This window comes from Streptomyces longisporoflavus (assembly GCF_014649775.1).
GTDB lineage: Bacteria > Actinomycetota > Actinomycetes > Streptomycetales > Streptomycetaceae > Streptomyces > Streptomyces longisporoflavus.
Genome location: NZ_BMTR01000022.1, coordinates 42,859 through 56,890 on the forward strand (window position 1 = coordinate 42,859; position 14,032 = coordinate 56,890).

Annotated in this window: 12 protein-coding genes; 8 read left to right on the forward strand and 4 right to left on the reverse strand. The window is 71.2% G+C overall.

Annotation, left to right across the window (positions count from 1 at the left end):
• Positions 1-21: 21 nt before the first annotated feature.
• Positions 22-228 (reverse strand): acyl-CoA carboxylase subunit epsilon, encoded by a 207-nt coding sequence (locus IE226_RS33585; RefSeq protein ID WP_190085224.1) that lies wholly within the window; start codon positions 226-228, stop codon positions 22-24.
• Between the two features lie 47 nt (positions 229-275).
• On the reverse strand, positions 276-1,943 hold the full coding sequence (locus IE226_RS33590; protein WP_229871686.1) for an acyl-CoA carboxylase subunit beta: 1,668 nt from the start codon (positions 1,941-1,943) through the stop codon (positions 276-278).
• Positions 1,944-2,159: 216 nt separating this feature from the next.
• Between IE226_RS33590 and IE226_RS33595 the strand changes: the two genes are divergently transcribed.
• From IE226_RS33595 to hutH, 5 genes are all read left to right on the forward strand, one after another.
• The gene (locus IE226_RS33595; RefSeq protein WP_190085225.1) at positions 2,160-3,044 is read left to right on the forward strand and encodes a biotin--[acetyl-CoA-carboxylase] ligase; all 885 of its coding nucleotides are present in this window, start codon (positions 2,160-2,162) and stop codon (positions 3,042-3,044) included.
• Positions 3,045-3,730: 686 nt separating this feature from the next.
• Complete coding sequence (locus IE226_RS33600) at positions 3,731-4,939, forward strand: adenylate/guanylate cyclase domain-containing protein (RefSeq protein ID WP_190085226.1); 1,209 nt, start codon at positions 3,731-3,733, stop codon at positions 4,937-4,939.
• 135 nt (positions 4,940-5,074) lie between these two features.
• Positions 5,075-5,872 carry an enoyl-CoA hydratase/isomerase family protein gene (locus IE226_RS33605; protein WP_190085227.1) on the forward strand — a complete coding sequence of 266 codons (798 nt, stop codon included), beginning with the start codon at positions 5,075-5,077 and terminating at the stop codon, positions 5,870-5,872.
• 112 nt (positions 5,873-5,984) lie between these two features.
• Positions 5,985-7,139 carry a GGDEF domain-containing protein gene (locus IE226_RS33610; RefSeq protein ID WP_190085228.1) on the forward strand — a complete coding sequence of 385 codons (1,155 nt, stop codon included), beginning with the start codon at positions 5,985-5,987 and terminating at the stop codon, positions 7,137-7,139.
• 122 nt (positions 7,140-7,261) lie between these two features.
• Positions 7,262-8,800 carry a histidine ammonia-lyase gene (gene hutH, locus IE226_RS33615; protein WP_190085286.1) on the forward strand — a complete coding sequence of 513 codons (1,539 nt, stop codon included), beginning with the start codon at positions 7,262-7,264 and terminating at the stop codon, positions 8,798-8,800.
• 123 nt (positions 8,801-8,923) lie between these two features.
• On the opposite strand, the gene IE226_RS33620 is transcribed toward hutH, so the two are convergent.
• On the reverse strand, positions 8,924-9,688 hold the full coding sequence (locus IE226_RS33620; protein ID WP_190085229.1) for a PepSY domain-containing protein: 765 nt from the start codon (positions 9,686-9,688) through the stop codon (positions 8,924-8,926).
• Between the two features lie 127 nt (positions 9,689-9,815).
• Positions 9,816-10,118 carry a hypothetical protein gene (locus IE226_RS33625; protein ID WP_190085287.1) on the reverse strand — a complete coding sequence of 101 codons (303 nt, stop codon included), beginning with the start codon at positions 10,116-10,118 and terminating at the stop codon, positions 9,816-9,818.
• Positions 10,119-10,246: 128 nt separating this feature from the next.
• On the opposite strand from IE226_RS33625, the gene IE226_RS33630 reads away from it, so the two are divergent.
• From IE226_RS33630 to IE226_RS33640, 3 genes are all read left to right on the forward strand, one after another.
• The gene (locus tag IE226_RS33630) at positions 10,247-10,606 is read left to right on the forward strand and encodes a hypothetical protein (protein ID WP_190085230.1); all 360 of its coding nucleotides are present in this window, start codon (positions 10,247-10,249) and stop codon (positions 10,604-10,606) included.
• Between the two features lie 251 nt (positions 10,607-10,857).
• Positions 10,858-12,120, forward strand: coding sequence for a L,D-transpeptidase (locus IE226_RS33635; protein WP_190085231.1), 1,263 nt, complete (start codon positions 10,858-10,860; stop codon positions 12,118-12,120).
• A gap of 135 nt (positions 12,121-12,255) precedes the next feature.
• Positions 12,256-13,758 (forward strand): ABC transporter permease, encoded by a 1,503-nt coding sequence (locus tag IE226_RS33640; protein ID WP_190085232.1) that lies wholly within the window; start codon positions 12,256-12,258, stop codon positions 13,756-13,758.
• Positions 13,759-14,032: the final 274 nt, after the last annotated feature.

The following is a 14,032-nucleotide window of genomic DNA, read 5'->3' on the forward strand; positions in this document are numbered from 1 at the left end:
ATTCCGGACTGTCCGGCCCGCTCAGCCGGGCCAGTACGTACGGCCCCAGGCCGTCGGACCCGGTGCGGGCAGGCGGTCGCGGGCCACGCGGGCGGGGTCCGCCCAGGCGTCGAGGGCCGCGGGCGCGCCGGACGGCTGGTTCGCGACCGCCGCGGCGCGCGCCTGGACCACCGCGAGCGCGGCGGCGAGCTCCTCCGGGGTGGGATTGCCCCGTACGACCTTGATCATGAGAGGTCTCCTTACTGCGGCACGGCCTGGAGGGGGCCTGGAGGGGCCTAGAGGGGGATGTTGCCGTGCTTCTTCGGGGGAAGGGATTCCCGCTTCGTACGCAGCTGACGCAGGCCCCGCACCAGGTGCGCGCGGGTCTCCGACGGCATGATCACGGCGTCGATGTAGCCGCGCTCGGCCGCGGTGTACGGGTTGAGGAGGCGGTCCTCGTACTCCTGGATCAGGCGGGCCCTGGTCGCCTCGACGTCACCGGTGGCCTCGGCCGCGGCGATCGTCTTGCGGTGCAGGATGTTCACCGCGCCCTGCGCGCCCATCACCGCGATCTGCGCGGTCGGCCAGGCCAGGTTGAGGTCGGCGCCCAGGTGCTTGGAGCCCATGACGTCGTACGCGCCGCCGAACGCCTTGCGGGTGATGACGGTGATCAGCGGGACGGTCGCCTCCGCGTACGCGTAGATCAGCTTGGCGCCGCGGCGGATGATGCCCGTGTGCTCCTGCTCGACGCCCGGCAGGAATCCCGGCACGTCGACGAAGGTGATGACCGGGACGTTGAACGCGTCGCAGGTGCGGACGAAGCGGGCGCCCTTCTCGGAGGCGTCGATGTTCAGGCAGCCGGCGAACTGCGTCGGCTGGTTGGCGACGATGCCCACCGGGCGGCCCTCGATACGGCCGAAGCCCGTGACGATGTTCGGCGCGAACAGCGGCTGCGTCTCGAAGAACTCGGCGTCGTCCAGGACGTGTTCGATCACCGTGTGCATGTCGTACGGCTGGTTGGCGCTGTCCGGGATGAGGGTGTCGAGCTCGCGGTCCTCGTCCGTCAGCTCCAGGTCCGCCTCCTCGGGGAAGGCGGGCGGCTCGCTGAGGTTGTTCGAAGGCAGGTAGGAGAGAAGGGACTTGACGTACTCGATCGCGTCCTTCTCGTCGCCCGCCATGTGGTGCGCGACGCCGGAGGTGCTGTTGTGGGTGCGGGCGCCGCCGAGCTCCTCGAAACCGACGTCCTCGCCGGTGACCGTCTTGATGACGTCGGGTCCGGTGATGAACATGTGCGAGGTCTGGTCGACCATGACGGTGAAGTCGGTGATGGCGGGGGAGTAGACCGCGCCGCCCGCGCAGGGGCCGACGACCAGGCTGATCTGCGGGATCACGCCGGAGGCGTGGGTGTTCCTGCGGAAGATCTCGCCGTACATCCCAAGAGCCATGACGCCCTCCTGGATGCGGGCGCCGCCGGAGTCGTTGATGCCGATGACCGGGCAGCCGGTCTTCAGGGCGAAGTCCATGACCTTGACGATCTTCTGCCCGAAGACCTCGCCGAGGGCACCGCCGAAGACGGTGAAGTCCTGCGAGAAGACGGCCACGGGACGGCCGTCGACGGTGCCGTAACCGGTCACGACCCCGTCGCCGTACGGACGGTTGGCCTCCAGGCCGAAGTCGGTCGAGCGGTGCTGGGCGAACTCGTCGAACTCGATGAAGGAGTGCTCGTCCAGGAGCAGTTCGATGCGTTCACGCGCCGTCAGCTTGCCCTTGGCGTGCTGCTTCTCGACCGCGCGGGCCGAACCGGCGTGCTTGGCCTCCTCGATGCGGCGCTGCAGATCGGCGAGCTTGCCCGCAGTCGTATGGATGTCGATGCCCGTGTCTCCCGCGCCGGGGGCGGTGGGGGTGGCGGGGCTATCGATTGCGGCGCTTGGCACGGGCACGTTGGGCTCTTCCGGCTCGGACATCGGGATGCGGCTCCCTGCCTGCTCAAAGGGGCGGCTTGCGGTTGCGGCTGTGGCTTTGCGGCTGTGGCTTTGCGACTGCGTGGGTTGTGACTCTGCTGTACGGCTGTACAGCCGTACGGCTCTGTTGCTGCTGGTGATCGCTTGCTACTGACTCGTAGGGTAGCGGCGCGCATACGGTTCGGCAGTGCGGCGTTTACCACACCTAAGGTGGCTTGCATGACGCCGCGAGATGCTTCAGAAGACCCTGCCGACCTCCCCGGGGCCAACCGCTGGTCCGACCTCGAAAGGCCGCCGCTGAATGCCGCTTCGTTGCGGCGCGCGCTGGTGCGGGGAGGCCTGTGGACCTCTTTGGAGGTGGTGCCCGCGACGGGGTCGACCAACACGGATCTGGCCGCCCGCGCCGACGAGCTGCCCGAGGGGGCGGTCCTCGTCGCCGAGGAGCAGAGCGCGGGGCGCGGCCGGCTCGACCGGCGCTGGTCCGCGCCTGCGCGCTCCGGTCTCTTCTTCTCCGTGCTCCTGAAACCGGGGTCCGGGGTGCCGGTCGAACGGTGGGGGTGGCTGCCGCTGCTCGCCGGGGTCGCGGTCGCGACCGGGCTCTCGCGGGCGGCGGGGGTGGATACGGCGCTGAAGTGGCCGAACGATCTTCTCGTGACGGTGGGGGGAGAGGAGCGCAAGGCGGGCGGGATCCTCGCGGAGCGGGCTGGTTCGGCGGAGGGCGGTGGCGTGGTCGTCGGCATCGGGCTCAACGTCACCCTGCGTGCGGACGAGCTGCCGGTGCCGGGCGCGGGGTCGCTTGCGCTGGCCGGAGCGGCGACGACGGACCGGGACACCGTGCTGCGGGCCGTGCTGCGTTCTCTGGAGCAGTGGTACGGGGACTGGCGCGCGGCTGCGGGTGATCCGGTGGCCTCCCGCCTCCAGGAGACGTACGCGGCGGGCTGCGCGACGCTCGGCCGCAAGGTCAGGGCGGAACTCCCGGGTGACCGCTCGATCACGGGCGAGGCAGTAGCCCTGGACGGCGACGGCCGCCTGGTCCTGGCCACGGGGGAGGGCATGCAGGAGCCTGTGGGGGCGGGGGATGTCGTGCATTTGCGGGGGGTTTAGGGGGACCGGCTGGGGGTGCGTTGCGGTACGGGGTGGCTCGGGGGCTTGCTGGTGGGGCCGTCCCCTGGTGTCCCTACGCGTGTCGCTACGCCGGGTGCGGGTGCCTTCGGCGCGGGGGCTGTGCCGGTACCTCTGTCTTCGTCCTCCGCCGCCACGTGCGGACCGTCCCGCACGCACCGGCGGCCCCGGGCACGCGCCTGCCCGTCTGTCCGGCGGGGTGGTCGTTCGGGGAATCGGCCGGCCCGCACGTGGCGGAGGCCTCGGGCGCGCACCCGCCCGTCTGTCCGGCGGGGTGGTCGTTCGGGGAATCGGCCGGCCCGCACGTGGCGGAGGCCTCGGGCGCGCACCCGCCCGTCTGTCCGGCGGGGTGGTCGTTCGGGGAATCGGCCGGCCCGCACGTGGCGGAGGCCTCGGGCGCGCACCCGCCCGTCTGTCCGGTGAGGCGGTATTGCGGTGAGGCGGGTGGGTGGGCGGGAGAGCCTGTTCGCTCAGAGGCGGACACGGGGAATCGGGTGGGGATCCGGGGCAAACGGGCGGGACGGGCGGGGGAGCTGTGTTCGATGGGCCCGCCACCGGGGACCCAGTGTCCAAGGCGCCCCGCCAGGCAAGGCGTGAGCTGCGGCACACCTGCCGTAAAGTTGGCGCCGGTCGATACCTGACCGCGGCAGATCGGAAGGGCAGCAGGCGTGACCGTCGACGACACCGGCTCCGGAGCGGGTGCATCCCCCGGCCCAGACGGTGAGCCCGGACGCACCACTGGGTCCGTCGATGCGTTCGATTCCCTGGACTCCTCGCTGAACGGCTCGAACTCCTCACTGGACTCCGGGGACGAAAAGCCGGACGACCCGGAGAAGGACCCCCTCGCCCTGCGCCTGGAAGGGCTGATCCTCGGCGCGGACCGCCGCTACACCCCGTTCCAGGCGGCCCGCAGCGCCGGCGTCTCCATGGAGCTGGCCTCCCGCTTCTGGCGGGCCATGGGCTTTCCCGACATCGGCCAGGCCAAGGCCCTGACCGAGGCGGACGTACTGGCCCTGCGCCGCCTCGCGGGTCTCGTGGAAGCGGGCCTGCTCAGCGAGGCGATGGCCGTACAGGTGGCACGGTCGACCGGACAGACCACCGCCCGCCTGGCCGAATGGCAGATCGATTCCTTCCTGGAGGGTCTGACGGAGCCGCCCGAGCCGGGCATGACGCGGACCGAGGTCACGTATCCGCTGATAGAGCTGCTGCTGCCCGAGCTGGAGGAATTCCTCGTCTACGTGTGGCGGCGACAGCTCGCCGCCGCCACCGGACGCGTCGTACAGGCCGCGGACGACGAGGAAATGGTCGACCGGCGCCTCGCCGTCGGCTTCGCCGATCTCGTCGGCTTCACGCGGCTCACCCGGCGGATGGAGGAGGAAGAACTCGGCGAGCTCGTCGAGGCCTTCGAGACCACCGCGGCCGACCTTGTCGCCGCACACGGTGGACGCCTCATCAAGACGCTCGGCGACGAAGTCCTCTACGCCGCCGACGACGCGGGTGTGGCCGCGGAGATCGCCCTGCGCCTCATCGAGACCATGGCCAACGACGAGACGATGCCGGAGCTGCGCGTCGGCATCGCCTTCGGCACGGTCACGACGCGCATGGGCGACGTCTTCGGTACGACGGTGAATCTCGCGAGCCGCCTCACGTCGATAGCGCCCAAGGACGCGGTCCTGGTGGACGGCGCGCTCGCCGAGGAGCTGACGCGGACGGGGGACGCGCCCGCCTCCGAGACCGAGGCGGCGGAGGCTGCCGAGGCCGCGGAGAAGGAGGGGACCGAGCCGCCTTCGTACCGCTTCGCCTTGCAGCCGATGTGGCAGCGCCCTGTGCGAGGCCTCGGTGTGGTGGAGCCCTGGCTCCTTGCCCGGCGCGGCTGAGGTCCTCTCTCGTCGCGGTCCCGTCGCGGTCCCTTCGCGGCGGATTTCCCGTCCGCCCGCCCGTTCGCTCGGTAGCGGTGGCATGATCCGCAGGGTGGCCCGGTAACGGGCGTTAACCAGACGCGGAGGAAAGCCATGGGTGGCGAGCAGCGGTTCGGGGAATTTGTCAGCGTCCGGCGGCACGCCTATGTCGCCGAGCTCGTCCTGGACCGGCCGGGGGCCATGAACGCCGTGTCCACGGACATGGCCCGCTCCATCGGCTCCGCCTGCGCCGCCCTCGCGGAGGACCGCGACGCCCGCGTGGTGGTCGTGACCTCCACCCACGCGCGGGCCTTCTGTGTCGGCGCCGACCTGAAGGAGCGCAACTCCTTCTCCGACGCCGAGTTGGTCCGCCAGCGCCCCACGGCGCGCGCCGCCTACACCGGCGTACTGGAACTGCCCATGCCGACCGTCGCCGCCGTGCACGGCTTCGCGCTCGGCGGCGGGTTCGAGCTCGCGCTCGCCTGCGATCTCGTCGTCGCCGACCCGACCGCAGTGGTCGGGCTCCCCGAGGTGTCGGTCGGCGTGATCCCGGGCGGCGGCGGCACGCAGCTCCTTCCGCGCCGCGTGGGCGCGGCGCGGGCCGCCGAGCTGATCTTCACCGCGCGGCGCGTCGAGGCGGCCGAGGCGCGGGAGTTGGGGCTCGTCGATCTGCTGGTGGGCGAGGGCGAGGACCGTACGGAAGCGCTCGCGCTCGCCGAGCGGATCGCCGCCAACTCGCCCGTCGGGCTGCGTGCCGCCAAGCGTGCCCTGCGTCTTGGTCACGGCCTCGACCTGCGTGCCGGCCTTGAGGTCGAGGACGCGGCCTGGCGCTCGGTGGCCTTCTCCGGTGACCGGGCGGAGGGCGTCGCGGCGTTCAACGAGAAGCGGAAGCCCAAATGGCCCGGTGAGTGAGCGGGGCCCGGGGGGCGTGCGCCGCAGGGCTCGCTTATGCCCCTCCCCCCTGTCCACACGCTGAGTGATGTTACAAACGCCCAAAATGTCGTAAATCTCCTAGCCTAGGGAGATGGGAGAGGACGTTCGGCTCAGGGCCGTGGTCGTGCTGGCGCAGGGGATGGCCGCCGCGCACACTCCGCGTGAGTCCTGGCGGGCGGCTGCCCGCGGCGCGTGCCGTGCGCTGTCCGGAAGTTTCGCGGCCCTGTCCGTCTGGGAGCGCGACCTCGGGCGGTTGCGGGTGCTCGTGAACGTGGGCGAACGGGCCGAGGGGGAGGAAGAGTTCCCGGAGCGCGAGGCGTACCCGGTGAACGAGTTCCCGGAGATCACCGAGTTCCTGCACGAGCGCTGGGCGGGCGGCGGTGAGCCGCACGCCTGGGTCGAGACGGCGGCGGGCCCCTCGGAAGCCTCCGTGCCGGGCTACTGCCACCAGCGCGTCGCCGCCCTGCGCAGGCGGGGTCGCGGGTGCTGCGTGGTGGCGCCGGTCGTGCTGCACGGGCGGGCCTGGGGCGAGCTCTATGTGGCGCGCCCGGTGGGGGCGCCGGTCTTCGGCCGCAAGGACGCGGACTTCGCGACGGTGCTCGCCTCGGTGGTCGCGGCGGGCATCGCGCAGACCGAGCGCCTGGAGGAGGCGCGTCGGCTCGCCTTCACCGACGCGCTGACGGGCCTCGCCAACCGGCGCGCGGTCGATCTGCGTCTTGAGGAGGCGGTGGAGCGGCACCGTGCCGAAGGGGCGGTGGTGAGTCTGGTCGTATGCGACGTGAACGGTCTCAAGCGGGTCAACGACACCAGGGGCCACGCGGTCGGCGACCGGCTCCTCGAACGCTTCGGCTCGGTCCTCTCGCTGTGCGGGGCGATGCTGCCGGGGACGCTTGCCGCGCGGCTCGGCGGGGACGAGTTCTGCCTGCTCGCGGTGGGGCCGCCGGCCGACGACGTGGTGCGGGTCGCCGACGAACTCTGCGTACGGGCATCTGAGTTGGAGCTGGGGGACGGGGTCGCCTGCGGGGTCGCCTCCACGCAGGACCCGATCGGCGAGGTCCACTCGGCCCGCCGCCTGTTCCGTCTCGCGGACGCGGCCCAGTACCGCGCGAAGGCCGCGCGCGCGGTGAAGCCGGTGGTCGCGGGCCGCGAGGGCGCGGACGACCCGGTGGTACGACTCGCGAACTCCGAAACCACACGGCCACCGGGCGAGCGCCGCCGCTTCCGGGGGCGGTGGGCGCGGCCCTGAGCGGTGGGGTGGCGGGGCAGTGGGTCGGCAGGTCGACGGGGGTCGGAGCCGCAGGTAAGTGGCTCAGTCCGTATCCGCCCGTGACACCTGGCGATTCAGTCCGTACGCTGCTGAATATGGATATGCACACCGTGGTCCTGGGGACGTCCGGGACAACCGCAGCGGACGTCATCGCCGTCGCACGTGGCAACGCCCGCATCGAGCTTTCGGCCGAAGCCGTGACCGCCCTCGCCGCGTCGCGCGAGATCGTCGACGCCCTCGCGGCCAAGCCCGAGCCCGTCTACGGCGTATCGACCGGCTTCGGCGCCCTCGCCACCCGGCACATCGGCCCGGACCTCCGCGCCCAGCTGCAGCGCAACATCGTCCGCTCGCACGCGGCCGGGATGGGCCCGCGCGTCGAGCGCGAGGTCGTGCGCGCGCTGATGTTCCTGCGGCTCAAGACGGTCTGCTCCGGCAGGACCGGCGTACGCCCCGAGGTCGCGCAGACCATGGCCGACGTGCTCAACGCGGGCATCACGCCCGTCGTCCACGAGTACGGCTCCCTCGGCTGCTCCGGCGACCTCGCGCCGCTCAGCCACTGCGCCCTCACGCTGATGGGCGAGGGCGACGCCGAGGGCCCGGACGGCGAGCTGAAGCCGGCGGGCGAGCTGCTCGCCGCGCACGGCATCACCCCCGTCGAGCTGCGCGAGAAGGAGGGCCTCGCCCTCCTGAACGGCACCGACGGCATGCTCGGCATGCTGGTCATGGCCCTCGCCGACCTCGACGCCCTCTACAAGTCCGCCGACATCACCGCGGCCCTCACCCTGGAGGCGCTCCTCGGCACCGCCAAGGTCCTCGCCCCCGAACTGCACGCCATCCGCCCGCATCCGGGCCAGGGCGCGTCCGCCGCCAACATGCTCGCCGTACTGGAAGGGTCGGGCCTGACCGGCCACCACCAGGACGACGCGCCGCGCGTCCAGGACGCGTACTCGGTGCGGTGCGCGCCGCAGGTCGCGGGCGCCGGGCGCGACACGATCGCGCACGCCCGCCTCGTCGCCGAGCGCGAACTCGCCGCCGCCGTCGACAACCCGGTGGTCCTGCCCGACGGCCGCGTGGAGTCGAACGGCAACTTCCACGGGGCCCCGGTGGCGTACGTCCTGGACTTCCTCGCGATCGCCGCCGCGGACCTCGGGTCGATCTCGGAGCGCCGCACCGACAGGTTGCTGGACAAGAACCGTTCGCACGGGCTGCCCCCCTTCCTGGCGGACGACGCGGGCGTCGACTCGGGCCTGATGATCGCCCAGTACACGCAGGCGGCCCTGGTGAGTGAGATGAAGCGGCTCGCCGTCCCGGCGTCCGCCGACTCCATCCCCTCCTCCGCGATGCAGGAGGACCACGTCTCGATGGGCTGGTCCGCGGCCCGCAAGCTGCGTACCGCCGTCGACAACCTGACCCGCATCGTCGCCGTCGAGCTGTACGCGGCGACGCGCGCGGTCGAACTCCGCGAGGGCCTCACGCCGGCCCCGGCGACGCGGGCGGTCATCGAGGCGGTCCGCAAGGCAGGCGTCGAGGGCCCCGGCCCGGACCGCTTCCTCGCCCCGGATCTCGCGGCTGCCGACGAGTTCGTCCGCTCCGGCGCGCTGCTCGACGCGGTCGAGCAGGTCACGGGCCCGCTGGCCTAGCCACGGCACGTCGTACTACGACGAAGCGTGTCGTACGACGAAGCACCGCGTACGACGAAGGGGGCGACGTCACCCGGTGACGGCGCCCCCTTTCGGCGTTTCTGCTTCGCTGGTGACGGCGCGTCAGTCGCGGTCCACGTGCTCGTGGGTGATGTTGCCCTTGACCGCGTCGACCTCGAAGTCGGTCTTGTTCCAGTCCTTGGAGACGACGTCGACGGACCAGACGAGGTCGCCGCTGTCGTTGTCGTCGAGGCCGACCGCGGTGACCGTGCCCTTCGTCTTGTCCGTGGCGGTCTTGGCCGCCTGCTCCGGCGTCTGCTTGACGCGGGAAAGCCAGTCGGCCGTCTCCTTCTTGTCGTCGGCGTCCCGGTCGCTCTCGGGGGCGGAACTGAGCACCTTGCCGGATACGGCGTCGATACGGACGGTGTGCGAGGTGCCGTCCTTTTCGGCCACCTTCGCGACCCACTGCGGGCCGTCCGAGCTGCTGCTCGGACTGGGGCTCGCGCTCATGGCGTCATCATCGTCGTCCGCGTCGTCCTTGACGTCTGCGGCGCTCTTGAGGTCCAGGTCGGTCAGCTTGCCGCCGGAGACCTTGTCCACCGCCGTGGCGGCGGCCTTGTCGTAGGTGACCTTGGTGTCGCCGAGCAGCGCCTTGCGCTCCTTCTGGTCCTGCGTCATCGACGCGCTGCCCGAGGGGGTCGGGGTGGCCTCCCCCTCCGGAACGGTCTTCGCGGCCTTCGAGGTCGCCGCGGACGACGACGTGCCGCTGTCCTCCCCGCAGCCTGTCACCAGTGCCGCGGAGGCCGCGACGGCGCACACGGCGCCGACGATACGGAGGTGGCGGGCGCGCGGGGCGCCGCTCTTGCTGTGCCGGGGTTCGAGTCTCATGCCGGATGCCTAGCCGCCCGGCCCCCCGCCCATGTTCACCGGCGGCCAGGGTCACCCGATCGACGTTGCGGCATCAGCGCCGCACGGAGGACGCGGCGCCGGAGCGGTGCTCGGCGAGGCGCCCGGTTCAGTACGCCGGGCCCGGGCGTTCCCGACGTACCGAGTACGCCACGAATCCCGCTCCGAGGCCCAGGAACGCCGTCCCGCCGATGAGGTACGGAGTCGTGTCGACGCCGGCGCCCGTGTCCGCCAGGCGGGCGTCGGCGGGCGCCGCCGTCTCCTGTGACGACAGCGTCGCGCGGCGCTGCTCGGTGTGGACGACCTGCCGGGCGTCGGGGGCCTGCGGTGATCTGAACGTCGCCGTCGCGTTCGCGGAGGGAACGAACCACAGGGCGCCGAGGAGGACACCCGCGGCAGTGGCGGTCAACAGCGATCGACGTGCGGACACGGAATCGGATCCCCCTTGTGGCGCTGGCGAATTGGCCGTGTGGGGCGATGGTAATGAAAGGCGCGGGTCGCGGGAAAGTCGCGGGGGCCCCGGGCCGTACGCTCCGATCCATGAGCACACCTGAGACATCACGTTTTGTACGGCTCCGCGTAGAACTGGTCGTGGAGGTCGACGGCTCCGGCGAGCTGTCGGCCACGGCACTGCGCCGCATCGCGGAGGACGAGCACATGCCGACCGAGGAGCGGCAGCACGCCGAGACGGCCGTCAAGGAGGACGACGCGGAGGCGCTCGCCTATTTGGTGGATCCGTTCGACCTGGTCAGCCAGGTGCCGGGGGTGGAGCTCTCGCAGGCTTCCTGGAGCAGCGAGCTGATCGACTACGACCCCGATTCACCGGACTGGGAGGGGGACGAGGATGATGAGGACGACGAGGTTGAGGGTGGGGACGGCGTCGGCGGCCGGGGGCTCTAGCCGGTAGGCGGAAATTCATACGTCTACCGGACGGAAAAAACGGAACCCGTAGCCCCGGACGGCAACCGCCGCCCGGGGTTCCGTCGTCTCAGAGGTGCACGGCTGTCTCCGGCGCATCGCACGACGTGGTGTTCCCCACATCTTCCGCGGTAGTGGAACGGGACGAACCGGGCAGGACGTTGTACGGGATTACGGGGACTCCCGGCGTTCTTGGCGTGTTGGGGATTTCAGCAACGATGGAGAAGCGTGTGATGACGGACAGTAGGCGGCGGCGCGGGCGGCGCAAGGGCCTTGCGGCCGTGTCCGCCCTGGTCGGCGGCGTCCTTGTGCTCTCGGCCTGTAGCAGCGACGACGGCGACAAGAGCAGTGCCGGCGGCGGCAAGGAGTCCCAGAACCAGGTCGACGAAGCAGCCGCCAAGAAGACCTCCGAGGCGGATATCAAGATCGCGCCCAAGGACGGCTCCGACAACGCGGGCATCAACAACGCGGCCAAGGTCAGGGTGAGCAAGGGTTCACTGACGGACGTCACCATGACGACCGACGACGGCACCGCGGTCGAGGGACAGATAGCGGCCGACAAGAAGAGCTGGAAGCCCAGCGCCCAGCTCGACCGCGCCAAGACGTACAAGATCACCGCCACGGCCGTGGACTCCGAAGGCCGCAAGGCCCACGAGAACGCGAAGTTCACGACGGTCTCCCCGAAGAACAGCTTCATCGGGAACTTCACGCCCGAGGACGGTTCCACGGTCGGCGTGGGCATGCCGGTGTCGATCAACTTCGACAAGGCGATCACGAACAAGAAGGACGTGCAGTCCCACATCAAGGTGTCGTCGAGCAGCGGCCAGGAAGTCGTCGGCCACTGGTTCGGCGACAACCGCCTGGACTTCCGCCCCGAGGACTACTGGAAGGGCAACTCCACGGTCACCCTGAAGCTGGCCCTCGACGGCGTCGAGGGCGCGGACGGCGTCACCGGCGTCCAGCAGAAGACGGTCCAGTTCAAGATCGGCCGCAACCAGGTCTCCGTCGTGGACGCCAAGACCAAGCAGATGAAGGTCATGCGGGACGGCAAGGTCATCAAGACCATCCCGATCTCCGCGGGCTCGCCGGAGAACAAGACGTACGAAGGCCAGATGGTGATCTCCGAGAAGTTCAAGGAGACCCGGATGGACGGCGCGACGGTCGGCTTCACGGACGGCGACGGCAAGGGCGAGTACGACATCAAGGACGTGCCGCACGCCATGCGCCTGTCCCAGTCGGGCACGTTCATCCACGGCAACTACTGGGGCGCCAAGTCGATCTTCGGTGGCGCCAACACCAGCCACGGCTGTGTCGGTCTCCAGGACGCCAAGGGCGCGAACGACAAGAGCACGCCGGGCGCCTGGTTCTACGACAACTCGATGATCGGTGACGTCGTGGACGTCAGGAACACCGGCGACAAGACGATCCAGCCCGACAACGGCTTCAACGGCTGGGTCATGGACTGGGCGCAGTGGAAGGCCGGTTCGGCGGTCTGAGACCCCGCACGGCCATCCGAACGGCGGCGGCCCGCACCCCTCGACGGGGGTGCGGGCCGCCGCCGTTCGGGCTTCTCATGGTTCTCTCAAGCCGTCCTTATCCGTTCATCACGGGGCGTCCATAGCTTCACGCACATGTTCTTCACCTACCTGCGGCGCGAGCTGCGCCGCCGCAGAAAAGCGGCCCTCGTCGTGGCCTCCGGACTCGCGCTCGGCATCGCCCTTGTCATCGTCGTGAGCTCCGTGTCGTCCGGCATGGAGCAGGCGCAGGGCAAGGTCCTCCAGTCGCTGTACGGGCTCGGCACGGACATGACTGTCACCAAGGCGGCAGCCCCCGCCGAGGACGGCAGCGGTCAGACGGAGGGGCGTCCGCGGTTCAGGTTCGACGCGACGGACGGCGAGGACTCGGACGCGGGCGGCAAGGAGCAGAGCAGCGACCGCGTCATGGTGCAGGGCTTCCAGACGCTGTCCGCGTCGACCGTCTCCAAGGTCGGCGGCCAGAGCGGTGTCGCGGACGCCGTCGGCGGGCTGAGCCTCCAGGTCATGAAGGTCAACGGCCGTTTCGAGCGGGGCGCGTTCGAGCAGGCGCCGGGCTCCGCCGGCGGCAGGGCGCAGCCGCCCGGCGGTGGTGGTGGCAGTGATCAGCAGGGAGGGCGGGTGCGGGGCGGCGGCGCCGATTTCGACGTCGACTCCTACAGCGTGTACGGGACCGATGTCGGCAAGCTCGACCTGGGCCCGCTGACCTCTTCGAAGATCAGCAAGGGCCGTACGTTCACGGGGTCGGAGGCCGATGCCAAGGTGGCCGTCGCCGATGCCTCGTACGCCGAGGAGAAGAAGCTCTCCGTCGGTGACACCGTCACGATCTCCGGCACCAAGATCAAGGTCGTCGGCATCGCGACGCCCGACAGCGGGGACGCGGCGGCCGACCTCTACCTCCCGCTGAAGCGCGCGCAGACCCTCGCCGACTCGAAGAACAAGATCACGACGGTGTACGTCAAGGCCGCGGACTCGCAGCGGATCGACGCCGTCAAGAGCGCCATCCAGAAGAACGTCTCCGGTACGACCGTGACCACGTCGGCGGACCTCGCCGACACCGTCTCGGGTTCGCTCTCCACCGCGTCGGACCTCGCGTCCAGCGTCGGCAAGTGGCTGTCGGTCGCCGTTCTCGTCGCGGCCTTCCTCGTCGCGGGGCTGCTGACCTCGTCGGCGGTCAGCCGTCGCGTACGGGAGTTCGGCACCCTGAAGGCGCTTGGCTGGAAGAGCGGCCGGGTGACCCGGCAGGTCATCGGCGAGGCGGTCGTCAACGGCCTCGTCGGCGGGGTGCTCGGCATCGCCGCAGGGCTCGGCGGCGCGTACGCGGTGACGGCGATCAGCCCCACCCTCACGGCGGAACTCGGCTCGGCGGGCGGGCAGCCGGGCGGCGGGACGGGCGGCGGGCCGGGTGGCGGCGGCCCCGGCGGCGCGCTGCGCGAGTCCGCGTCCAAGGCCCTCGACATATCGCTGACCGCGCCGGTCAGCGTCACCGCCATCGCGCTCGCCGTCGGCCTCGCCGTGACCGGTGGTCTCGTCGCGGGCGCCTTCGGCGCCCTGCGTGCCTCGCGGCTGCGGCCCGCGGACGCCCTGCGCCGCGTCGAGTAGGCGACCGCAGCGACCGCCGCCGCGCGTGAACAGACGGCTCCGGTGACCGCCGTGCGTTGAGCGGGCGGCCCCGGTGACCACCGCGCGCGAACAGGCGGCTCCGGTGACCGCCGTGCGTCGCGGGCGGTCTCGGTGACCGCCCCGCGTCGAGCAGGCCGTCTCGTCGGCCCGCCGCGCGTGAACAGGCAGCCCCGGTGACCGCCCCGCATGCACAAGCGGTCTCCCCGGCCGCCGCTTGCGCCGCCAACCCCCTTACGTATCGCAGGAGTCACAC